This window comes from Ruegeria sp. YTSA144 (assembly GCF_059610125.1).
The window spans coordinates 1-20,806 of the sequence record NZ_JBXWNA010000007.1 but is presented as its reverse complement, the minus strand read 5'-3'; the positions used below and the strand labels follow the sequence as shown (position 1 = coordinate 20,806).

21 protein-coding genes are annotated in these 20,806 nt (G+C 60.7%); 11 read left to right on the top strand and 10 right to left on the bottom strand.

Annotated features, from left to right (window positions below; translation table 11 throughout):
* Positions 1-11: 11 nt before the first annotated feature.
* Genes AC2FF8_RS14880 through deoC form a run of 3 tightly spaced genes read right to left on the bottom strand, consistent with a single transcriptional unit; the run spans position 12 to position 4,189 of the window.
* Complete coding sequence (locus AC2FF8_RS14880) at positions 12-821, bottom strand: SDR family oxidoreductase (RefSeq protein WP_496880073.1); 810 nt, start codon at positions 819-821, stop codon at positions 12-14.
* 24 nt (positions 822-845) lie between these two features.
* Positions 846-3,179 carry an aldehyde dehydrogenase family protein gene (locus AC2FF8_RS14875; RefSeq protein ID WP_496880072.1) on the bottom strand — a complete coding sequence of 778 codons (2,334 nt, stop codon included), beginning with the start codon at positions 3,177-3,179 and terminating at the stop codon, positions 846-848.
* A gap of 11 nt (positions 3,180-3,190) precedes the next feature.
* Positions 3,191-4,189 (bottom strand): deoxyribose-phosphate aldolase, encoded by a 999-nt coding sequence (deoC, locus tag AC2FF8_RS14870; RefSeq protein WP_496880071.1) that lies wholly within the window; start codon positions 4,187-4,189, stop codon positions 3,191-3,193.
* 201 nt (positions 4,190-4,390) lie between these two features.
* Here deoC and AC2FF8_RS14865 point away from each other — a divergent pair, with 201 nt between their 5' ends.
* From AC2FF8_RS14865 to AC2FF8_RS14840, 6 genes are all read left to right on the top strand, one after another.
* Positions 4,391-5,344: a metal ABC transporter solute-binding protein, Zn/Mn family gene (locus tag AC2FF8_RS14865; RefSeq protein WP_496880070.1), complete on the top strand. Its 954-nt coding sequence runs from the start codon at positions 4,391-4,393 to the stop codon at positions 5,342-5,344.
* A gap of 3 nt (positions 5,345-5,347) precedes the next feature.
* Entirely contained in the window at positions 5,348-6,151 is an 804-nt protein-coding gene (locus AC2FF8_RS14860) for a metal ABC transporter ATP-binding protein (protein WP_496880069.1), read from the top strand.
* A gap of 3 nt (positions 6,152-6,154) precedes the next feature.
* Entirely contained in the window at positions 6,155-7,360 is a 1,206-nt protein-coding gene (locus tag AC2FF8_RS14855) for a metal ABC transporter permease (protein ID WP_170346667.1), read from the top strand.
* Positions 7,357-8,286, top strand: a complete 930-nt coding sequence (locus AC2FF8_RS14850) for a metal ABC transporter permease (protein ID WP_496880068.1) — start codon at positions 7,357-7,359, stop codon at positions 8,284-8,286. The genes AC2FF8_RS14855 and AC2FF8_RS14850 overlap by 4 nt, the downstream gene beginning before the upstream one ends.
* Before the next feature lie 263 nt (positions 8,287-8,549).
* Complete coding sequence (gene mutL, locus AC2FF8_RS14845; RefSeq protein WP_496880067.1) at positions 8,550-10,412, top strand: DNA mismatch repair endonuclease MutL; 1,863 nt, start codon at positions 8,550-8,552, stop codon at positions 10,410-10,412.
* Positions 10,413-10,469: 57 nt separating this feature from the next.
* Positions 10,470-11,699: a DNA recombination protein RmuC gene (locus AC2FF8_RS14840; RefSeq protein WP_224858362.1), complete on the top strand. Its 1,230-nt coding sequence runs from the start codon at positions 10,470-10,472 to the stop codon at positions 11,697-11,699.
* A gap of 3 nt (positions 11,700-11,702) precedes the next feature.
* Here AC2FF8_RS14840 and AC2FF8_RS14835 read toward each other — a convergent pair whose 3' ends face one another.
* From AC2FF8_RS14835 to AC2FF8_RS14825, 3 genes are all read right to left on the bottom strand, one after another.
* The gene (locus AC2FF8_RS14835; RefSeq protein ID WP_496880066.1) at positions 11,703-11,996 is read right to left on the bottom strand and encodes a hypothetical protein; all 294 of its coding nucleotides are present in this window, start codon (positions 11,994-11,996) and stop codon (positions 11,703-11,705) included.
* A gap of 158 nt (positions 11,997-12,154) precedes the next feature.
* Positions 12,155-12,805 (bottom strand): ChrR family anti-sigma-E factor, encoded by a 651-nt coding sequence (locus tag AC2FF8_RS14830; RefSeq protein WP_257599479.1) that lies wholly within the window; start codon positions 12,803-12,805, stop codon positions 12,155-12,157.
* A 10-nt stretch (positions 12,806-12,815) separates the two neighbouring features.
* On the bottom strand, positions 12,816-13,472 hold the full coding sequence (locus AC2FF8_RS14825) for a sigma-70 family RNA polymerase sigma factor (protein ID WP_480685891.1): 657 nt from the start codon (positions 13,470-13,472) through the stop codon (positions 12,816-12,818).
* Between the two features lie 146 nt (positions 13,473-13,618).
* Between AC2FF8_RS14825 and AC2FF8_RS14820 the strand changes: the two genes are divergently transcribed.
* The 4 genes from AC2FF8_RS14820 (at position 13,619) to AC2FF8_RS14805 (ending at position 15,526) form a co-directional block, all read left to right on the top strand.
* Entirely contained in the window at positions 13,619-14,437 is an 819-nt protein-coding gene (locus AC2FF8_RS14820; protein ID WP_496880065.1) for a DUF1365 domain-containing protein, read from the top strand.
* A gap of 41 nt (positions 14,438-14,478) precedes the next feature.
* Positions 14,479-14,796: a DUF3775 domain-containing protein gene (locus AC2FF8_RS14815; protein WP_152459349.1), complete on the top strand. Its 318-nt coding sequence runs from the start codon at positions 14,479-14,481 to the stop codon at positions 14,794-14,796.
* Between the two features lie 238 nt (positions 14,797-15,034).
* Complete coding sequence (locus AC2FF8_RS14810) at positions 15,035-15,262, top strand: YjiS-like domain-containing protein (RefSeq protein ID WP_496880064.1); 228 nt, start codon at positions 15,035-15,037, stop codon at positions 15,260-15,262.
* Positions 15,263-15,322: 60 nt separating this feature from the next.
* Positions 15,323-15,526: a DUF1127 domain-containing protein gene (locus AC2FF8_RS14805; protein ID WP_257599476.1), complete on the top strand. Its 204-nt coding sequence runs from the start codon at positions 15,323-15,325 to the stop codon at positions 15,524-15,526.
* A 91-nt stretch (positions 15,527-15,617) separates the two neighbouring features.
* Here the strand turns inward: AC2FF8_RS14805 and AC2FF8_RS14800 are convergent, their stop codons facing one another.
* The 4 genes from AC2FF8_RS14800 to AC2FF8_RS14785 are packed head-to-tail and all read right to left on the bottom strand — an operon-like array spanning position 15,618 to position 19,117.
* Positions 15,618-16,760, bottom strand: a complete 1,143-nt coding sequence (locus tag AC2FF8_RS14800; protein WP_496880063.1) for a saccharopine dehydrogenase family protein — start codon at positions 16,758-16,760, stop codon at positions 15,618-15,620.
* 3 nt (positions 16,761-16,763) lie between these two features.
* Entirely contained in the window at positions 16,764-17,819 is a 1,056-nt protein-coding gene (locus AC2FF8_RS14795; RefSeq protein ID WP_496880062.1) for a saccharopine dehydrogenase, read from the bottom strand.
* A 14-nt stretch (positions 17,820-17,833) separates the two neighbouring features.
* Complete coding sequence (locus AC2FF8_RS14790) at positions 17,834-18,448, bottom strand: glutathione S-transferase family protein (protein WP_496880061.1); 615 nt, start codon at positions 18,446-18,448, stop codon at positions 17,834-17,836.
* Positions 18,449-18,466: 18 nt separating this feature from the next.
* The gene (locus AC2FF8_RS14785; RefSeq protein ID WP_496880060.1) at positions 18,467-19,117 is read right to left on the bottom strand and encodes a histidine phosphatase family protein; all 651 of its coding nucleotides are present in this window, start codon (positions 19,115-19,117) and stop codon (positions 18,467-18,469) included.
* A 136-nt stretch (positions 19,118-19,253) separates the two neighbouring features.
* Between AC2FF8_RS14785 and AC2FF8_RS14780 the strand changes: the two genes are divergently transcribed.
* The gene (locus tag AC2FF8_RS14780) at positions 19,254-20,441 is read left to right on the top strand and encodes a Zn-dependent hydrolase (RefSeq protein WP_496880059.1); all 1,188 of its coding nucleotides are present in this window, start codon (positions 19,254-19,256) and stop codon (positions 20,439-20,441) included.
* Positions 20,442-20,806 lie beyond the last annotated feature (365 nt).

The following is a 20,806-nucleotide window of genomic DNA, read 5'->3' as shown; positions in this document are numbered from 1 at the left end:
TAAGCTGCGGCTTACCCCTTTTTCATGCTGCGCAGCATGTCTCCCATCATCTGGCCGAACTTGCCCGAGCCACGCTGATACAGCGCCCCGTCCACAGCCAGAACCGTACCGCTGATATAGCTGGCCATGTCCGAGGCCAGAAACAGGCAAGCGTTGGCCACGTCCTGCGGCTGACCCCAACGGCCCAGCGGCACGTCGCGGCGCAAGGCCTCACCGGCATCGGGTGTGGGGGCAAGGCGCTTGGCGCCTTCCGTGCCTTCGATGAAGCCCGGCACGACCGAGTTCACGCGAATGCCCTCGACGCCCCATTCCATCGACAGGGTGCGGGTAATCTGGTCAACCCCCGCCTTGGCGGCGCAGACATGGGCCTGGCCCTCGTAGGGCAGATAGGATTGCGGGGCCGAGATGTTGATGATGTTGCCGCCGGGGCGTTTCAGATAGGGATAGGCCCCTTTCATCACATGCACGGTGCCCATCAGGTCGATCTCGACCACGGTGCGGAAGGCGTTGGCCGACATCTCCGCCATCAGCGCCGGAAAATTGCCCGCCGCACCCGAGATCAGCACATCGAAATCACCAAATGCGTCGTGGAACTGCTTGAGGCCCGCCGCCACCCCATCAGGGTCACGCACATCGAACGCTGCCCCGATCGCATCCTGTGCACCTGCGGCTTTCAGCGCGGCGACGGTGTCATCCACCTTGTCCTGCGACCGGCTGGCAACGGCCAGTTTGGCACCTGCCGCCGCGAAAGCCTCGGCAATGCCGCGGTTGATACCGCTGGTTCCGCCGATGACGATGACGGTTTTTCCTGAAAAATCCATGTAGGCCTCCCTTGGCGGGGAGCCCTACTCGCCGTAGGGCACCCAGATGTTTTTCACTTCGGTCGAAGCCTGAAGGAAGCGGCGGGAATGGTCCATGCCCCAATCAAATGCCGTCGCGTTATTGACCCATGTCCGTTTCAGGTTCCCGGCCGAGACGACCTCGATCTCCTTCGACAGGTCGGTGGACGAGAACGACCAGACCGCATCCACATTCAGGTGTGAGGCCAGCGGTTTCGCCAGTTCTGCATGGCTGCCGGTCAGGATGTTGACCACGCCGGCGGGCACGTCCGAGGTGTCCAGCACCTGATAGAAATCGGTGGCCGCCAGCGGATAGGGCTCGGACGCCACCAGAACCATCCGGTTGCCCATGGCGATCGCCGGCGCCATGGCCGAGACCAGACCCAGCAGCGGCGCCTCATCCGCGCACAGCGCGCCGATCACGCCCACCGGTTCCTTCATCGCAATCGCCACGCCCCGGATCGGAACGCCATGCACCTGGCCGTCATACTTGTCGGCCCAGGCGGCGGCGGTGAACAGGCGCTGGATCGCGGCGTCGACCTCTTTCGCGCCGTCCTTGCGGCCGGTCATCGCGTCGATGCGCCCGGCGAATTCATCCGCGCGGGCCGAGAGGTTCTCGCCGATATAGTACAGGATCTGCGCCCGCAGATGGCCCGTGGTCTTTGACCAGCCCTTGGCCCCCGCCGCGGCCTCGACCGCGTTGCGCACGTCCTTGCGGTTGGCAAGGCCCACGTGGCCCAGCAGCCCCGCCTTACCCCAGACCGCGCGGGAATAGCCGCTGTCAGGCCGCGCCTGCTTGCCGCCGATGTACAGCTTTGCGGTGCGGTCGATAGGATCTACCGGCGCACCTTCGCCAGTGACTGCTTCGACCTTCGCCAGCGGTTTTGCCTTGCCTTTGGGCTTGGTATAGGCGCTCAGCCCTTCCCAGCCTCCTTCCCGGCCAAAGCCGCTTTCGCGTACACCGCCAAACCCGGCGGCTGCGTCGAACAGGTTGGTGGCGTTTACCCAGACTACGCCCGCGACCAGCTTGGGCGCGATGTCCAGCGCAAGGTTCACGTTCTCGGTCCAGACCGTCGCGGCCAGCCCGTAGCGGGTGTTGTTGGCCAGCTCGACCGCCTCGGCCGGGGTGCGGAAGGTGGACGAGACCAGAACCGGGCCAAAGATCTCCTCCTGCATCAGAGGGTCCGAGGTCTCCAGGCCCGAGATCAAAGTCGGCGGATAGTAGCAACCGTTCGCAGGTAAATCACACGCGGTTTGGTGAACGTGACCAGCGGTGTTGCTTTCGACCATGCCTTTTATGGTCTGCAACTGAACCGGGTCGACCACGGCGCCCACGTCGATGCATTTGTCCAGAGGATTGCCGACGCGCAGCTTGTCCATCCGGGCACGCAGCTTGTCATGGAAACGGTCGGCGATGCCTTCCTGCACCAGCAGGCGCGAGCCCGCACAGCAGACCTGACCCTGGTTGAACCAGATCGCATCGACCAGACCTTCGATGGCACTGTCAATATCGGCATCGTCAAAGACGATATAGGGCGACTTGCCGCCCAGCTCGAGCGTCAGGGCCTTGCCAGACCCGGCGGTGGCCTCGCGGATGCGGCGGCCCACGATCGTCGAACCGGTAAAGGCGATCTTGTCCACGTCTGCATTCACGATCATCTCGCCTACCGCGCCGTCGCCGGTGACGATGTTGACCACGCCCTTGGGCAGGCCGGCCTGCATGCAGATATCGGCAAACAGCAGCGCCGTCAGCGAGGTGTATTCGGCCGGTTTCAGAACCACCGTGTTGCCCATGGCCAGCGCCGGGGCCACCTTCCACGCCAGCATCAGCAGCGGGAAGTTCCACGGGATGATCTGGCCGCAAACCCCCAGCGCCTCAGCGTCGGGCAGCTCGGTTTCCATCAGCTGGGCCATGCCCGCGTGATAGTAGAAATGCCGCTGCACCAGCGGAATGTCGATGTCGCGCGATTCCCGGATCGGCTTGCCGTTGTCCAGCGTTTCCAGCACCGCGAACAGGCGGGCGTGTTTCTGGATCAGCCGCGCGATGGCATAAAGGTAACGGGCGCGGCCAGCGCCACCCAGTTTTTCCCACTTAGGTTGCGCCTTGCGGGCGGCGGCAACGGCGGCGTCCACATCGGCCTGCGTGGCCTGGGTCAGCTTGGCCAGAACCTCGCCCGTGGCCGGGTTGCGGCTTTCAAACCCTCTGCCGGGCTTGGTGAAGGCGCCGTCGATGAAATGGCCGAACTTGTCGCCCTGATCGACCAGCCATGCCAGGGCCTCGGCGGCACTTTCCGGGGCGGGTCCGTATTCCATGGTCTCGAAAATCTCTTTGACTGTCATTGTTCCTGTCCTCAGCCCATCGGGTGCCGGTATCCGGCCGAGTATGCCCCGGTGACGAAATGTTCCAACTGCCGCTCGATATCGCCCAGCAGGGACGAGGCGCCGAACCGGAACAGGTCGGGTTGCAGCCAGCGGTCGCCCAGCTCGTCCTTGATCAGCGACAGGTAGACCAGCGCATCCTTGGCCTTGGAAATCCCGCCCGCGGGCTTGTAGCCCACGCGATGGCCGGTGCGCTCGTAATAGTCGCGGATGGCGCGGATCATCACCAGCGACACCGGCAGGGTGGCGTTGACGCTTTCCTTGCCGGTCGAGGTCTTGATGAAATCCGCCCCCGCCATCATGCAGACCAGCGAGGCGCGCGCGACATTACGCAGGCTGCCCAGTTCGCCGGTGGCCAGGATCGCCTTCACATGCGCCTCGCCGCAGGCCGCACGGAACGCCTTCATCTCGTCATAGAGCGCCTGCCAGTCGCCCGTCAGCACATGGCGGCGCGAGATCACGATGTCGATCTCCTCGGCCCCGGCCTTCACGCTTTCCTCGATCTCGGCCACGCGCAGGTGAAAGGGCGACAGGCCCGCCGGAAAGCCGGTGGATACGGCCGCGACCGGAATCCCGGTGCCTTTCAGCGCCTCCACCGCCGTTTCGATCATGTCGTGATAGACACAGACCGCCCCGGTGGTGATCGGCGGCATGTCCAGCGCCTTCAGCAGGGCGGGCGACACCGGCTGGCGGGCCTTGGCGCACAGGCGGCGCACGCGGCCTTCGGTTTCATCGCCCGACAGGGTGGTCAGGTCGATCATGGTGATTGCCTTCAGCAGCCAGGCTGCCTGATATTCCTTTTTGACCGACCGGCGGCCCGGCAGGGTCGCGGCGCGGCGCTCGATAGCCGAGGTATTGGCCTGAACGGCGCGCACCCAGTCCAGATCCAGATCCATGCCGGGATTCCGGGCTTCGGTCACTTGCGGCAGATGCGCGGTGCGCACGGGGCTTTCTGAGCTCTGCGTATCCATTGTCACGTCCTTTGGGAGGTTTGCGACAAAATCGCACGGGAGACCGGGGAATGGAAGATGCAGGCATGCAATGTTTGGATAATTTTTGACCAAATGGACAAAATGCGACGGCTTTCTTGCGAATAATTCGCATTAGCGTTGACTTACTTGCGAATGGTTCTCATATTCAGCTCACACAGGAAGCAAAAGCTGAGGTCGAAGATGATTCGCCGGAATTTTCTTGCAGTATTGGCGCTGGCGGTATCCCTGCCAGTCACGGCCTGGGCCGATGCACCCCTTAAGGTGGTGGCCACGACGGGCATGATTGCCGACGCGGCACGTCAGGTCGGTGGAGATCATGTTGACGTCAGGGGGCTGATGGGGCCGGGCATCGACCCGCATGCCTATCGCCAGACCCGCAGCGATATCGTGGCGATGACTCGTGCGGATCTGATCCTGTGGCATGGCCTGTACCTCGAAGCGCAGATGGAGGATTTCTTCCATGACCTTGAACGCAAGCGGACCGTGGTTGCAGTTGCCGAAGGTATCGACAAGTCGAAGCTGCGCGCGCATGACGATTACGCCGACAAATATGATCCTCATGTTTGGATGACGCCCGAGTTGTGGCGGGACGTGGTGCTTGAAGTGCAGGCAGCCCTCACCGAGGTACGTCCTGAAGCGGCCGAGGTTTTTGCAGCGAATGCGCAGGCACACCTGGCGGATATCGATCGTCTGACAGACTATGCAGACAAAGCTCTGGCGTCCGTTCCGGACAACAACAAGGTTCTTGTCACAGCCCATGATGCCTTTGGGTATTTTGGTGAAAGCTTCGGGTTCGAGGTTCTGGGAATTCAGGGCATCTCGACCCAGTCCGAGGCGGGCCTGAACCGGATAGGCGAATTGGTCGATCTGCTGGTTGACCGCAAGATCACGGCTGTTTTCGTCGAAAGCTCGGTCTCGGATCGGTCAATCCGCGCGCTGATCGAGGGCGCGGCTGCAAAGGGACATGAGGTGCACGTGGGGGGCGAACTGTTCTCGGATGCCATGGGTGAAGAAGGAACCTATGAAGGCACTTATGTTGGTATGCTGGATCATAACATTACGGTCATTGCCAGTGCTTTGGGTGGTGATGTGCCGGATCGTGGAATGGACGGAAAACTGTCGGCGGGGTTTTGATCGATGCTGGGTCTGGTCAGCAATGAAGGTATGACCGTTGGTGACAGGGGGTTGGTCGACAGCCCCCTTGCCCTGCGCGGCCTTACGGTCTCTTACGGGCAGAAACCTGCGGTGTTTTCAGTCGACATGACCGTACAGCCCGGGGCGATGACCGCGATCATCGGACCGAACGGGGCCGGGAAATCCACATTGCTCAAGGCGGCGCTTGGTATCGTTTCCCCCCTGTCAGGTCAGGTGACCGTGTTTGGCCAGCCATTGGACACGCAGCGCGCACGCATTGCTTATGTACCTCAGCGCGCCAGCGTGGATTGGGATTTTCCAACGCGCGTCATCGACGTGGTTCTGATGGGCCTGTCGCGCGAACTTGGCTTGCTGGGCCGTGTGCGTGCCCGCCACAAGGCGTGCGCGATGGATTGTTTGCACCGCGTGGGAATGCGGGATTTCGCGAATCGCCAGATCGGGCAGCTATCCGGCGGGCAGCAGCAACGTGTCTTTCTGGCGCGCGCGCTGGCTCAGGGCGCTGATCTGTACCTTCTGGATGAACCTTTCGCAGGCGTGGATGCCGCCACCGAGAAAGCCATCATCTCGGTGCTGAAATCCCTGAAAGAGGCGGGCAAGACGGTCGTCGTGGTGCATCACGACCTTGCGACCGTGACCGATTATTTCGACCATGTCTTCCTGATCAACACCCGCAAGGTCGCCGAGGGACCAGTGGCCGAGGCCTTCACGGCGGAAACGTTGCAATCAGCATATGGCGGTCGACTGGCAACCGCGCAGATCGATCAGATATCGCGCGCGCTGGGGTAACGCATGCTTTGGGATGCTCTGACCCTGCAACTTGGTTACAACGCCACGCTGGTTGCCATCGGTGCAACCTTGCTGGGTGTTTCAGCCGGTGTGACGGGGACGTTTCTGTTCCTGCGCAAACGCGCTTTGGTCAGTGATGCAATCAGCCACGCAACCCTGCCAGGCGTTTGTCTGGCTTTCATGGTATTGGTCGCACTCGGAGGGGACGGGCGCAACCTGCTGGGCCTGTTGGCGGGATCGGCCATCTCGGCCTGGATCGGTCTTCTCTGCATGAACTGGCTGACGCGTCACACGCGTTTGGCCGAAGATGCCGCCATCGGAGCGGTCCTGTCGGTCTTCTTCGGCTTTGGCATCGTTTTGCTGACGGTCATACAGACGATGGGTGTAGGCCGTCAGGCCGGGCTGGAAGGATTCCTTTTGGGGTCCACTGCCGGGATGCTCTGGGCTGATGCGATGATCATTGCGGTCGGCGGCGCTGCGACGCTGCTGCTGGTCATGATCATTCGTCGCCCGATGATTCTTGTGGCCTTCGATCCTGAATATGCCGCAGCCCGCGGGTTGCCGGTGCACAGGATCGATCTGGCCATGATGGGGTTGGTCATGGCCGTGACCGTGGTTGGCCTGAAAATCGTGGGTTTGATTCTGATCGTGGCTTTGCTGATCATTCCTGCCGTGACCGCGCGGTTCTGGTCCGAGCGCTCGGACCATGTCGTTCTGCTTGCGGGATTGGCCGGCGGGTTGGCGGGGTACATTGGCGCGGCCATTTCGGCCTCGGCACCAAACCTTCCGACGGGGCCGATTATCGTTCTGGTCAGCTTTGCCTTCTTTGTCGTGTCTTTGTTTCTGGCGCCGATACGTGGCGTTCTGGCGGCGGTGTTGCGCCATCTGCGCTTTCAACGTCGGGTGCATATTCGTCAGGGTCTTTTGGCCTTGGCGCAGGGGCAAAAGATCTACGAACCCCTGACCCTGCGCTTGCTGCGCCGCGCTGGGCTGGTGCGCGCGGACGGCGTTGCGACCGACATTGGCAAAGCCCGTGCGGCCAAGGCGCTGCGGGATGAAAAGCGCTGGGAAATCGTGCGCGCAGATCAGGCACATGAGGCAACAGCCGCGCTATATGATGGGTTGCGGGATATCGAAACCGTCCTGACCCGCGATCAGATCGCCGAGATAGACCGCCGCATCGGCGGGCCAATGGGGGTGCCGGTATGAGTGGTGAAGAATTTGTCCCGCTGTCTCTGACGCCGTTGTTGATCGGTACATTCGCGGCCATTGCCTGCGCGTTGCCCGGCAATTTTCTGGTGTTGCGCAAACAGGCATTGATCGGAGACGCGATCAGCCATGTGGTGCTGCCGGGAATCGTCGTGGCGTTTCTGATCACAGGGACGATATCGACCTGGCCGATGATGCTGGGCGCGGCAGGCGCTGCCGTTGTGGCCGTGGTGCTGATCGAAGCCATTCGCCGATTGGGTCAGATCGAACCCGGGGCCGCCATGGGCGTGGTCTTTACCACCATGTTCGCTGTGGGCGTCCTGCTGCTTGAGCAGACGGATACGTCGACGGTGCATCTGGATGTGGAACATGCGCTTTACGGCAATCTCGAAAGCCTGATCTGGCTGGACGCCACCGGATGGTCGTCCTTGCTGGACACAGAGGCGCTGTCCGGATTGCCCCCGGAATTACCCCGCATTGCGCTGACACTGGTCGGTGTGTCATTGTTTACATGGCTGTTCTGGCGGCCGCTGAAGATCTCTACCTTCGACGAGGGCTTTGCCCGGACCGTTGGCATTCGCACCGGCGTTCTGGGCATGGCACTGGTCATCACCGCGGCAATTGCGGCGGTGGCGGCTTTTGACGCGGTGGGCTCGATCATCGTGATCGCCATGTTCATCTGCCCGCCCGCTGCGGCGCGGATGTTGACCAACCGACTGGAAGCGCAGATTGCCTGGAGCGTTGTGTTCGCCATAGCCGCGGCAGTGTCGGGCTATGTGCTGGCAGGTTATGGCCCGCTGTGGCTGGGCGGCGCGGATGCCGTCAGCGCGGCGGGCATGATCGCCACGATGTCAGGCTTGATTCTCGCTGCGGCAGCGATGCTCGGACCCTGCCGGGCCAGGATCGGCGTACGCACATCTGGCTGATCAGGCATTTTCCCGCCACACTTGCCCGCACGTCATCGGCCAATCTCTGCCAAGAAACTGAGCGGGAGAATCTTAAGCAGATTTTCCGACACGTGCATGATACATCCTGCCTCATTGATTAGCTGAAACACACCACTCACTTGGCACGTCCGGGTGATCCGGAATGAATTCTCGTTCGCGGACACCCGGGCGCCCCGTCTCTTCCAAAAAGTGCGGTTCAAACCGGTGGCAGAATGGTGCGCGGTTGTGCTAGGTATAGGGGTATGGCGCAGGTAAACCCCAATATCGGCGAAAAACGCCCCGTGATTAAGCAGCTCGACGATGCCGCAATCAACCGCATCGCGGCTGGTGAGGTGGTGGAACGACCGGCCTCGGCGGTCAAGGAACTGGTCGAGAATGCAATCGATGCCGGGGCCACGCGGATCGCAATCGATGTCGCAGATGGCGGCAAGACCCTGATCCGGGTCACGGATGATGGCTGCGGTATCGCGGCGGAAGATCTGCCGCTGGCCTTGTCCCGCCATGCCACGTCAAAGATTGACGGTTCGGACCTGCTGAACATCCACACTTTCGGGTTCAGGGGTGAGGCGCTGCCATCCTTGGGCGCCGTTGGGCGTCTGACCATAACCAGCCGCGTTCCCGGTGCGGATGCGGCGCAGGTGCACGTCGCGGGTGGCAAGATGGATGCGGTCAAACCCGCCGCCCTGCGCGCGGGGACTGTGGTCGAACTGCGCGATCTGTTCTACGCCACGCCAGCCCGCCTGAAATTCATGCGCACGGACCGGGCCGAGGCGCAAGCGATCACCGACATAGTGAAACGGCTGGCCATGGCCGAACCTTCCCTGACCTTCACCCTGCGCGATGTGTCCGGTGGCGGCGAGGGTCGCGTGACCTTTCGCGCGGATCGCGAAAACGGGGATCTGTTTGATGCGCTCCACGCCCGACTGGCCCGCGTGATCGGGCGCGAATTTGCGGAAAACTCCTTGCAGATTGATGCCACGCGTGAGGGCATCCGACTCTATGGCTATGCTGCCCTGCCGACCTATTCCCGGGGCGCTGCGGTGGCACAGTACCTTTTCGTCAACGGACGTCCTGTGCGCGACAAGATGCTGACTGGCGCGCTGCGGGCGACCTATTTCGACTTCCTGAGCCGGGATCGCCACCCGGCGGCAGCTCTGTTCATCGACTGCGACCCCACGCTGGTTGACGTGAACGTCCACCCTGCGAAATCCGAGGTTCGGTTCCGGGATCCCGGTGTCGCGCGGGGGCTGATCGTGTCCAGCCTGCGCCATGCTTTGGCCGAGGCCGGGCACAGGGCGTCCTCGACCGTTGCCAATGCGACACTGGGCGCAATGCGACCGGAACCCGCACAGCCTGCTCCGGCGCGGGTTTATCAGATGGATCGCCCGTCCTCTGCCGCGCGCACGGCGGCGTATCGCGCACAGGCACCGGGATTTGCGGAACTGGCCAATGACTACAGCGGCAGCTTCGTCGAGCCGACCCCGGTTGCACAGGTCGCCGAGTTGCACGAGCCTCAGGCGCAGGATCTGCCGCTTGGTTCTGCTCGCGGGCAGGTGCACGAGAATTACATCATAGCCCAGACCGCCGATGGCATGGTGATCGTAGATCAGCATGCTGCACATGAACGGCTGGTTTATGAAAAGCTGAAAACGCAGATGGCCGAGAATGGCGTCGCGGCGCAGGCCCTGCTGATTCCGGAAATCGTGGAATTGTCGGAAGGGGATTGCGCCCGCCTGATGGCCGTCACAGATGACTTGACGCGCCTTGGCCTGACCATCGAACCTTTCGGCGGAAGCGCCATTGCCGTACGCGAAACCCCCGCCATTCTGGGCGAAGTCGATGCGCGCGCGATGATCCTCGATATCCTGGATGAACTTGCTGATCAGGGCGAAAGCCAGATGGTGCAGTCAAGGATCGAGGCGATCCTCAGCCGGGTGGCCTGTCATGGGTCGATCCGATCCGGCCGTCGGATGCGGGCCGAAGAGATGAATGCCCTGCTGCGCGAGATGGAGGCGACGCCGCATTCCGGCCAGTGCAACCATGGGCGGCCCACTTACGTGGAACTGAAGCTGAGCGATATCGAACGCCTGTTCGGACGCAGTTGATCTGGTTTCAAACACGGTTTAACAAGATAGAAACAAAACGAGAACAAACTGACCCCCATGATCCAGATTGCAGGCACTGAAATGGCGTTGAATGATCCCGTGATTCTGACCGTGGGTGGTGTGGTGGCGTTGATTCTGCTGCTGCTGTTCCTGTCGTTGCGGGCGGCCAACCGCTCGGCCCGGATGGCGGAACCTCTGGCGCGGCAGATGGCGCATCTGGGTCAGCACGTCCAGCAACTGGGCCAGGGCCAGGAACAGTTGCGCGGCGGCCTTCAGCATGTCTCGGACACTCAGGCCAACGCGCAGATGCAGGTGATTCAGACGGTCGAGGCGCGGTTGGCTTCGGTCCAGCAACAGATGAATGACCGGCTGGCGGATAATGCGATGAAATCGGCGCGTGCGCTTGCCGAGATGCAGGAACGGATGAAAGAGACGTTGCATGGATCGTCGAAACAGACGGCGACCTCGCTGACCCAGTTGCAGGAACGTCTGGCCGCCATCGACAAGGCACAGGACAATATCACCAAACTGTCGGGCGATGTGCTGTCTTTGCAGGATATCCTGTCAAACAAGCAAAGGCGCGGGATGTTCGGGGAAATCCAGCTGAACGATATCGTGTCCAAGGCGCTGCCCGCTGACAGTTATTCGTTGCAGGCCACTCTGTCGAACGGCAGGCGGGCGGATTGCCTGATTCACCTGCCGAACCCGCCCGGACCGATCGTGATCGACGCGAAATTCCCGTTGGAGGATTTCGAGGCGCTGGCCGCTGCGCAGACAAAGGCGGATGTGGATAGATGCCTGCGGGCCTTCGGTGCTGCGGTGAAAGTGCATATCAAGGCGATTTCCGAAAAATACATACTGGACGGGGAAACCGCAGACGGTGCCTTGATGTTCGTGCCTTCCGAGGCGATTTATGCCGAACTGCACGCGCGTCTGCCCGATGTCGTGCGTGAAGGGTTCGCCGCGCGGGTCTGGATCGTGTCCCCGACGACATGCATGGCCACGTTGAATACCATGCGGGCGATCCTGAAAGATGCGCGTATGCGCGAACAGGCCGGTGCAATCCGCAAAGAGTTGGGGCTGCTGCACAAGGATGTGGACCGCCTGGGTGATCGCGTCTCGAACCTGGATCGTCATTTCGGGCAGGCGGCCAAGGATATCTCGGAAATCAAGATCAGCGCCGAAAAGGCTGGCCGACGTGCGCAGCGTCTGGACAATTTCGACTTTGAAGAAATCGAGACCAAGGCCGAAACCGGCGTTGTGCCCCTTGCTCGACACGAAGGTTGAAATCTATTGGATGGACAGGTCCAGATTGTACCCCACGGTTTTACCGGTATCCCTGTCATTGCCCATCAGATAGACGCGGATCGTATAGTCTCCATCGTCGGGCAGGGTGATCCGGGCCGTATTGCCGTCAATCGACCCGTTGTAGATCGCCACACCATCGCTGCCCGGCGGCAGGATGTTGAAATAGATCACGCCATTACCATTGGTGTCGCTGACCTGAAGATCGGCAAACATCTCCTGTCCGGCTTTGGCGCCAAGCGTATAGTCGAAGTACGCATCTCCTTGAGATGGTCCCACTGACCATCGTTCCATAATTGCCGGGCTGAAACTGAACCTCGGCCGACATTTGGGCCGAGACGACGGGCGCGACTGCAACGAGAAGGACGGATACAAGAAGTCTTCCGAACATGATCATTCCTTTCAAAACACGCCATACGCGGGCCTCGTAGGCAAACTCAGATGCGCAGGAAGGGTTGGAACAGGCGCGGCATCAACTTGGTGAATTTCAACGGTGCATCGGTAACCGCCAGGCAAATGCAGTCTTCCGAAATGTCCGCCACGGGCGTGTGTTCCAGATCCTCATCCGCGATCTCGACGTCGCCACGGGCGAAGCGATCCACTTCGTCCGAGAATGCGCCCTGAAGCACCATCGTCAATTCTATCCCGTTGTGGCCATGATCTGGTACAGCCGTTCCGGCGGGAATGAACAGCAACCGGGCCGAGGCCTCGCTTGTGGTTGGCAGGATGGCCTGTTTCACACCCATGCCGATCGGTTTCCATCGGATATCTGAAACCGTACCGCCGACATAATCCTGCAACGGGGCCGGCAATACCGGGCAGTTCGGACGCGCCGGCTTGGCCGCTGGCGCGCCTTTGGAGATCAACGCCATAGTCGCGGCCAGAGATGTATCACTCATGGCGATGGAGTCCGTCTGTTCCTCCAGAACATGCCCACCCACGGCATCGTAACTTTCCGCCCGCGCACGGCAATGGTCGCACAGCGACAGGTGCGTCGCGACCATCAGGTCGAAGGCTTCGGGCAGATTGCCTGCGGCATATGCCATCAGCAGGTCATCTGTCAGGTGATGTTTGATCGATTTACTCATCGTACTCATCTCAGTTCATCGCATGGCGCAAGCGGTCCAGCGCCAGCCTGATTCGTGATTTGATCGTTCCCAGGGGCAACCCGGTCTGAGACGCAATTTCCCGATGACTCAGATCACCGAAATACGCCTTTTCGATCAGCTCTCTCTGCGCGTCCGGCAACGCTGTCAAAGCGGTGCGCAGCTGCGCGGTTTCCTGTTGCAGCATGATGACATCGTCCTGTTCAGGCTCGGCCTCGGGACCCCACCACAGTTCTTCGGGTTCGGGGCGGCGTTGCTTTCGCAGAACGTCAATGCGCTTGTTCCGAGCGATGGTGAACACCCAGGTGGCCACCGTTGCCCGCGTCGGGTCGAACAGATGGGCTTTGTGCCACAAGGTCGCCATCACCTCCTGGGCGCACTCCTCAGCCATCGTGGCGTCTGATCCTGACTTCATCAGGAACGCCTTGATTCGTGGCGCGAAATGCTGGAACAGTTCGGCAAAAGCCGCCTGATCCTGCGCGTCGCGGATGCGCCTGACGTGATCCACCCATTCGGTTCTGGTCTCGCGCCTGCCGTTTCTTCCGTTCACCCGTCTACCCTTGATGCGTTTCTTTTCGCGCCGAGGCTGAAGGACGGCCGGTTCAGCCGCAGGTTCGTCCAAGGTCACGGTATCAATCTCGGTAAACATAACCTCATTACGGCGCGTTCCCCAAGCCGGATCACTTTATCGGGACATTATGATCCAAATTGTGCAAATTGCCGTATCAGAATTACCAGCATCTGAAGGAAATCAGTGCAGTTCAAGGCGTTTACGGGAAGGCTAGAAAGCAGCGGATGACGCAGGAAATGGACCATATCGCGGGTCATACCTATCACGGGCGCAAGGGTGCGATTGAAAATGCATTCCGATACTCGGTAGATTACATCCTGCTGGATCCCGAAGCAGAGCTGAACACCCCTTTGCTGTTTTCGGTTGATCGCGCGAACGTCACGAACTGGCGTACCAGAGATCATGGGGGAGAGCCAGGTCGGGGCGAAGGCGCGCTTTGGCTACGTGCGCGATTTGATGAAATGTCGGTGCAACAACCGGCGCGTTTCAAGTTGCTGACGCAACCCCGTGTTTTGGGGCACGTTTTCAATCCAGTCAGTTTTTGGTTCTGTTTTAATGACAGCGATCACCTGTATGCCGTGGTGGCCGAGGTCACCAATACCTATGGCACCCGTCACAGTTACCTGTGTCACAAACCTGATTTCTCGGTCATCGAACCGACTGACAGGGTGGTGGCGGACAAGCTGATGCATGTCTCACCGTTTCAGAAAATCGAAGGCAGCTATACGTTCCGCTTCGACTATCGCCCGGATCGGGTCGGTGTCTGGATTGATTACGGCCGCGCTGATGGTGGGCTGATCGCGACGCTGACCGGACCGCGGCAACCCCTGACCAACCGGGTGATCCTGTGGTCCTTGCTGCGGCGACCATTCGGCGCCCGGAGAACCTTTGCACTGATCGTCTGGCAGGCTTTCAGGCTGTGGTTGAAAAAAGCAACCTTTCGCCCGTTTCGCAGGCAACCGGTACCGGACGAACCTGTTTCACGGGCGCGGCACGAGGGCCGTTGTTTGCGTAAGATCAAAGACTCGGCTGGTGTTCGGTGATTGTGATGGCACGACAACCGCGAACACGAGGAACATGATCCATGTTGGAAATATCGGCAAGAAAGGTCGCTCAGATTGCCATGATGGGGCGCGAGCTGAACCGGGCAGAAGGTGAAATGCGCGCCTTCATCGAACGTATGAGCGAAGACGAGCAAGCCGAACTGGTTGCCATCATGTGGATCGGCCGCGAAAGCTTTTTCCCCGAGGATCTGGCCGAAGCGATTGCCACTGCCAAGGCCGAGGCCTCGACCCCCTGCGCCGACTATCTGATCGGCACTCCGCACATGTCAGACCACCTTGAAAATGGCCTGGATGCGCTGGGGATTTCGGCCGAGGACGTCGAAAACGATCTGATGTGACCTGCCTGCATAGGGGCGTTTTCTGCGACGGATCGACATTCGCGTTATCTTGATCCGCCCTTGAAAGGACATGTCGCGGGCCTGGATCGAAGACTGTAATCAACGTGCCGGTCCAGCCCGAACTTTCCCGCCAATACAGTCTTAACAAACCTTAATGATCCGGTTTTGCAACGTTAAGGCAGGCTTCCCAAATTTGATGTCAGGAAGACAAAGACATTGAGTTCAGGAGGAGAAAGACATGTCACATACACAAACATTCGAAGGCCGGGGTGGCCTGCTTGACGGTCTGTTTTCAAACTATGCGGAAGCAAAGGTCGAACATTTCCGCCGTCGGATTTTTTCGAAAACCGTGCGGGATCTGGAAAAGCTTGATGACCTGCAACTGGCCGACATCGGCATCCAGCGGGATCAGATCAAAAGACGCGCATATGAAAGTGTGTATCACAACAAGCCATACCGGCAGTGATCAAACATTCAGCGTGAACTGAAAACAATCCCCCAAAAGCCTGTCAGCGAGGTTACCAGAATGTTCGACGCCATACCGCCCACCAATGAACCGGCTCCGGCTGTCAGCGCGCTTTTGCTGTTCGACCGTGCCATGCGAATCCGTTCGATCAGCCCTGATATTGTCCGCGCAGCCCAGCATCTGAATGCTTTGACCGATCATCAGTTGTCCGAGCTGGGTATCAACCGCAGTGATATCGAAGATACCATCCAGCGGTATATCTGAAGGCCGGGTGAGGGAAACCCGAACGAGGACAACATGCGTAATGTAGAACAATGAAAGCCGTTCCAGACAGTCTGGAATGGCTTTTTTGCATTCAGGCCGTATGATCGACGATTTGCAGATGCTGGGCCAGCTTGTCGATTTCAGCCATCCATCCCTGCACCAGCTTTGGATCGCTCGGGGCCGCGTGAACCCCGGCCGGGATGGCGCGGTTCAATACGGCCTCGACGGCAAGTGAGACCGGAATCGACACCAGACGCGCCATTGCCGTGCCACGCTCGTCGCCCCAGGCATCCATGACATAGGTCTTGTGCCAGACGGGGATACCGTCTTTCTCGGCCTTCAACCCCACGCACAACACAACGCGATCAGGCTCGCCTTCGTCATAGGCGTTTTCCTCCCAGAACTGATCCGACATCTCTTTCAGACGCGCATCCCCTTCCGGGCCGGACAGGGTTTCGATCTCGGTGAACACATCCGACCATGCGTCGGCCCAGCCGTTCAAGCGCAGGGTGCCGCGGACGAATTCCTTGACCGGCCAGTGATCCTCGAAATGGTACTGCGCCATGAAGGGAATCGAGTCGCGGTTCGGGTAGACCTCGAAGCTTTCCGGTGTCGGCAGCGGGGCGATGTAGCTGCTGATCGCATCCCAGGGGCGGGCAACGTCCAGCGGCGCGTAATCGCGGATCGATTTCGACGGCGACCTCAGCGCTTTCAAAACGCCCAGCGGCGACCAGCTGAATTTATAGCGGAACGGGTTGGGGTTCTTGGGAATGCCGCCGCAATAGGAAATGAAGCTCAGGTGGTTCTCCGGGTCGAACGCATCCGAGCCGCGGTAGTCGTCGATCAGGGCATGTGCCATCAGGTGATCGATGCCCGGGTCCAGCCCGACCTCATTGACCAGTGCGACACCGGCCTCGCGCGCCTTGTCATCCAGCGCGCGCATCTCGGGCGCGATATACGAGGACGAGACGAAATGCGCGCCCTTCTCGATCGCCAGTTCCGCCAGCGGCACATGCCAGTCGCCCGGCAGCATCGAGACGATCACATCGCCCTTCTCCAATACGGCGCCAAGCGCGTCGATGTCGAAGGCGCGGATGTCGTCGGTCAGGTCTCCGACCTCGGCCCTGGCCTTTTCGATTGTCCGGTTCCAGACGGTGACCTTATGGCCACCTTCGATCAGGCGACGCAGGCCGGGAATGGCCGAGAGGCCGGTGCCACACCAATGAATGGTCATCGTTCAGAGTCCTTCAATATGCGTTTTGTAAGTTGCTTCTGCCCGACCCCAGACACCGCTGTCCAGATCGGTCAGGGTCAGCAAGGACGGCAGAAGTTGCGCCGCGTAGTCTTCCGAGCTTTCGACCGGCAGCATCGACGGCAGGTTGTCGATCGCCATCACGTCCATCACCGGGTCGGTGGCCACGCGCAGGGCGGGTTCTTCCCATGTGGTGGCGCGGTCATAGACGGGCACCGGGTTGTAGTCGCTGTCGGGGTCGCAGGCCACATCGCCGATGGCGGTCAGCTTGCGCGGGGCGGTCAACGCCTCGCGCGGGACAAAGACAGGCGTTCCGGGGCGCGCGAAGATGCAGTTCAGGAACAGATCATGGTCAAGGATTTCGGGGAACGGTCCGCCGCTGGCTGTCTCGGCCATGTCCCATTTGGTGACTGCGACGCCCATTGCCTCACACAGGTCTGCGGCACCGGTGCCCACACGGCCCAAAGCTCCGATGACGATGGCGCGGGGGCGGGGCGCGCCGGTGGCGTCCAATTCTGCCAGAAGTTCGGCGTTTAGCGCGTCCTTGCCGGGATAGACGCCGACGGGGCCGCAGATCTCGCCGCGTTGCTGCGCCGCCCAGGTCTTGAGCGTCACCGCCGCGCCCGCGTAGCCTGCCCAATAGCCGAATGCCGCGACCCGGCGACCATCCTCATCCACGAGGTATTCCAGATCATAAAGCGTGCCGCCGCCGGCCTTGAACCGTTCCAGCAGAGCCCGGCCCGAATGCTGGCCCTTGAAGGCATGGCCGAACATGATGTGGCGGTGGGGCAGGGGCGTGCCGTCGTCGGGCAGTTCCTTGAGGCCGAAGATGATCGCGTCCAGCGGCGCCTCGGGCCAGGAATTCTCGGGCGCGATCTCGCAGCCTGCGTCCTTGTAGCCGTCCAGTGGAATGGCGCGGGCATGGCTTTCCTCGACCGTCACGCGGATGCCGGCCGCGATCAGTGCGGCGGCGCCTTCCGGCGTCAGCCCAACCCGTTCTTCGTTCGGGCGCTGTTCTGCCCGGACCCAGAGATGTGTCATCTTACTTCCTTTTGTCAGAGCATTCCGGCGGCCCGCACCGCCTGAACCGAGGGACGTGCCTCCATCGCCTCACGGAAGGCGACGATTTTGGGAAAGGCCGAAACGTCCACGCCATCGCCTTCCAGCCAGCTGCACACCACGAACAGGTAAGCATCGGCCAGCGAGAACGCCTCGCCCAGCACGAATGGTCCACGCAGCCCGTTCGACGAGATGTAAGTGCAGGATGCGGTCATCGTCTGCGCGACCTTGTCTTTCATGTCTTTCCAGCTGGATTTCCTGTCGGCCCAGCGGTGCCCGCGCAATTTGTGCGCGTGGTTCACATGCATGGTCGACGCAAGGTAGAACATCACTTCACGCATCCGGGCCGCCATCACCGGGTCGGTCGGCACCAGCCCGGCCTCGGGGGCCTTGGCGGCGACAAATTCCAGCAATGCCCCGGTCTCGGTCAGGGTGCCGCCATCCACCACCAGCGCCGGAACGCGGCCTTTGGGGTTGATCTGTTTGTAGGCCGGTTTCGTCTGTTCACCCCCGGCAAAGTCGAGCTTGACCGCTTCGTATTCCAGCCCGGCCTCTTCCAGTGCGATCGCAACAGCGACCGAGATGGTTCGGGGTGCATAGTAAAGCTGCATCAGGCGTCTCCGGTCTGGTTACAGGTGGGTCTGCGCGAACTGCCGATCAGGGGCTTCCAGATGCGGAACGGCGTTGAAAAGAACCGGGCTCAGCTGAGCACCAATCGGATGCAGACGATGCATCGACGTGTTCATGATCGCAAGGGCCACCCGTGCCATTGACGGTATATCCAACCCCATCGCCTGACGCACCACCATCGAAATCAACCCGCCCGAGGTCACGACAATGGCCGGTCCGCCCTCGGTTCCGATCTCGTGCAGCGCGTCGCGCACGCGCGTCTCGAATTCTTCGAAGGTTTCCGGCGGGTTCTCGATTTCGCCGTTGGCCCAGGCCGCAAAGGTTTTGGGCAGATGTTCGACGAAACCTTCGCGGTCCGTGGGGATCGCAACACCGTGTTGGTCCTCGAGCAGTTGCGCCAGCGTGAAATACTCGATCTCGTTCAGTCGCGCGTCACGGATTGGATTGGGCAAGTCCATACTGGCCGCCGTCTCGGCGTGGCGGGTCAGGGTCCCGCAATAGACCCGGGTATAGTGGCTGCGGGTATCACGCAGATGCGCCCCCAGCCAGCGCGCCTGCTGATGCCCCAAGTCGCTGAGCCTGTCGTAACTTGCCTCGTCTCGCGCCGTTGTGTTCGCCTGCCCGTGACGCACCAATGTGATATGTGACATGTCGGTCCCTCTTGCGCCGAAGTCTTAGGGCAGGTTCCCCTCCTGTGCCAGAGGGGTTTCACGCCTGTCGAAAAAAACCTCGCCCCTTTTCTGTTTCTGGCTATGGTTCGCCCCGTACAAGCCTTCGGAGGGGTTTATGACCGTCGATCACACGCGTTTTCTGACCGACCTGCATAAGTTGCGTGAATTCGGTGCTTCGGGTGTGGGCAAGGGGGTTGTCCGCCCCGCCTATTCCGACGCGGATATCGCCGCGCGCCAGTGGCTTGCCGGACGTATGCGCGAAGCAGGCCTGACCCCGCAGTTTGACCCGGTGGGAAACCTGTTCGGATTGGCGTCCGGTCCTTCGCTGCTGATGGGATCACATTCCGACAGTCAGCCCGAAGGCGGTTGGCTGGACGGCGCCCTTGGCGTCATTGCCGCGCTGGAAATCGCACGTTCCAGCGAACGGCCCGTTTCGGTCGTCAGCTTTCAGGACGAAGAGGGGCGGTTTGGTGTGACCACCGGTTCTGCTGTCTGGTCGGGCGGGGTGTCTCTGGAAAAAGCCGATGTGTTGATGGATGGGGCCGGTGTCAGCTTTGGCCAGGCCCGATCCTCCATGGCAGACTTGTCCCGGGGCTTCGTGGACCCGTCCCGTTTCAACGGCTTCATAGAGATGCATATCGAACAGGGACCCTCTCTGGACGCGTCCGGAGACCAGATCGGAGTCGTCACCGATATCGTTGGCATCCGCGATATGCCGATCACCTTCGAAGGTCAGCAGAACCACGCCGGCACCACCCCCATGCACCTGCGCCGCGACGCATTTCAGGCCCTGTCCCTGTTCAACACCCGGCTCAATGAGCGGTTTCGCAATGTTGTCACCCCGCAGACGGTCTGGACCATCGGGCGGGTCGACCTGCATCCAAACGCATCGTCCATCGTACCGGGACGGGTTCGATTCTCGATGCAATGGCGCGATGCTGACGCAGACCGTTTGGCCCGGATGGAGGAAATCATTCGGGCGACGGCACAAGAAACCGCTGAGCAAATGGGGCTGAGCCTGGATTACGGTCCCATGCTGGGGCTGGATCCCGTCGCCATGGATCAAACCTTGCGCCGCGCTCTTGAACGCGGTGCGGAACAGGTTGCACCGGGTCGGTGGCGCAGAATGCCTTCGGGGGCCTTGCACGATGCCACCAACGTGTCGCGCCTGATGCCGGTCGCGATGCTGTTCACGCCCTCGATCGACGGAATCAGCCATGATTTTGCAGAAGATACGGCAGAGGCCGATTTGATTGCGGGGCTCGAAGTTCTGGTGCGTGCCGTACGGTCCCTCTCTGTCTAAACGCCACTTTGCAACAAAAAATCGCGAGGAAGGTGTTGCATGGACGGTGAAATCCCCCCCCGGCATCCGGCAGGACGCCGGGAATTTTACGCGATGGAAACGAGGGTTGTTGCCCAACGGAAAAAAGTTTCCTATAGGAACATTCATGATGCATGCGTCTGTATACCGCCTCTTCTTCGGATCGGTGTTTCACTAAAAACCGGGTGGAATCATTGCATTCTATGCGGCTTGGGGCAGACTGACGGTTATGCATTTTGACCTTTGGATAATCGGAAGTTGGACCGGATCATGACCACACCGAAGCGCACGCCTTTGTATGACCTTCACGTCGCACTTGGCGGCAAGATGGTTGATTTTGCTGGGTG

What these genes read in the sequence shown, in the direction of transcription:
- AC2FF8_RS14815 (WP_152459349.1), top strand. Translation starts at nt 14,479, where the DNA reads ATGTTGGAAATATCGGCAAGAAAGGTCGCTCAGATTGCCATGATGGGG.
- deoC (WP_496880071.1), bottom strand. Translation starts at nt 4,189, where the DNA reads ATGGATACGCAGAGCTCAGAAAGCCCCGTGCGCACCGCGCATCTGCCG.
- AC2FF8_RS14790 (WP_496880061.1), bottom strand. Translation starts at nt 18,448, where the DNA reads ATGCAGCTTTACTATGCACCCCGAACCATCTCGGTCGCTGTTGCGATC.
- AC2FF8_RS14865 (WP_496880070.1), top strand. Translation starts at nt 4,391, where the DNA reads ATGATTCGCCGGAATTTTCTTGCAGTATTGGCGCTGGCGGTATCCCTG.
- AC2FF8_RS14860 (WP_496880069.1), top strand. Translation starts at nt 5,348, where the DNA reads ATGCTGGGTCTGGTCAGCAATGAAGGTATGACCGTTGGTGACAGGGGG.
- AC2FF8_RS14830 (WP_257599479.1), bottom strand. Translation starts at nt 12,805, where the DNA reads ATGAGTAAATCGATCAAACATCACCTGACAGATGACCTGCTGATGGCA.
- AC2FF8_RS14805 (WP_257599476.1), top strand. Translation starts at nt 15,323, where the DNA reads ATGTTCGACGCCATACCGCCCACCAATGAACCGGCTCCGGCTGTCAGC.
- AC2FF8_RS14875 (WP_496880072.1), bottom strand. Translation starts at nt 3,179, where the DNA reads ATGACAGTCAAAGAGATTTTCGAGACCATGGAATACGGACCCGCCCCG.
- AC2FF8_RS14850 (WP_496880068.1), top strand. Translation starts at nt 7,357, where the DNA reads ATGAGTGGTGAAGAATTTGTCCCGCTGTCTCTGACGCCGTTGTTGATC.
- AC2FF8_RS14810 (WP_496880064.1), top strand. Translation starts at nt 15,035, where the DNA reads ATGTCACATACACAAACATTCGAAGGCCGGGGTGGCCTGCTTGACGGT.
- AC2FF8_RS14780 (WP_496880059.1), top strand. Translation starts at nt 19,254, where the DNA reads ATGACCGTCGATCACACGCGTTTTCTGACCGACCTGCATAAGTTGCGT.
- AC2FF8_RS14800 (WP_496880063.1), bottom strand. Translation starts at nt 16,760, where the DNA reads ATGACCATTCATTGGTGTGGCACCGGCCTCTCGGCCATTCCCGGCCTG.
- AC2FF8_RS14825 (WP_480685891.1), bottom strand. Translation starts at nt 13,472, where the DNA reads ATGTTTACCGAGATTGATACCGTGACCTTGGACGAACCTGCGGCTGAA.
- AC2FF8_RS14840 (WP_224858362.1), top strand. Translation starts at nt 10,470, where the DNA reads ATGATCCAGATTGCAGGCACTGAAATGGCGTTGAATGATCCCGTGATT.
- AC2FF8_RS14855 (WP_170346667.1), top strand. Translation starts at nt 6,155, where the DNA reads ATGCTTTGGGATGCTCTGACCCTGCAACTTGGTTACAACGCCACGCTG.
- AC2FF8_RS14820 (WP_496880065.1), top strand. Translation starts at nt 13,619, where the DNA reads ATGACGCAGGAAATGGACCATATCGCGGGTCATACCTATCACGGGCGC.
- mutL (WP_496880067.1), top strand. Translation starts at nt 8,550, where the DNA reads ATGGCGCAGGTAAACCCCAATATCGGCGAAAAACGCCCCGTGATTAAG.
- AC2FF8_RS14880 (WP_496880073.1), bottom strand. Translation starts at nt 821, where the DNA reads ATGGATTTTTCAGGAAAAACCGTCATCGTCATCGGCGGAACCAGCGGT.
- AC2FF8_RS14785 (WP_496880060.1), bottom strand. Translation starts at nt 19,117, where the DNA reads ATGTCACATATCACATTGGTGCGTCACGGGCAGGCGAACACAACGGCG.
- AC2FF8_RS14795 (WP_496880062.1), bottom strand. Translation starts at nt 17,819, where the DNA reads ATGACACATCTCTGGGTCCGGGCAGAACAGCGCCCGAACGAAGAACGG.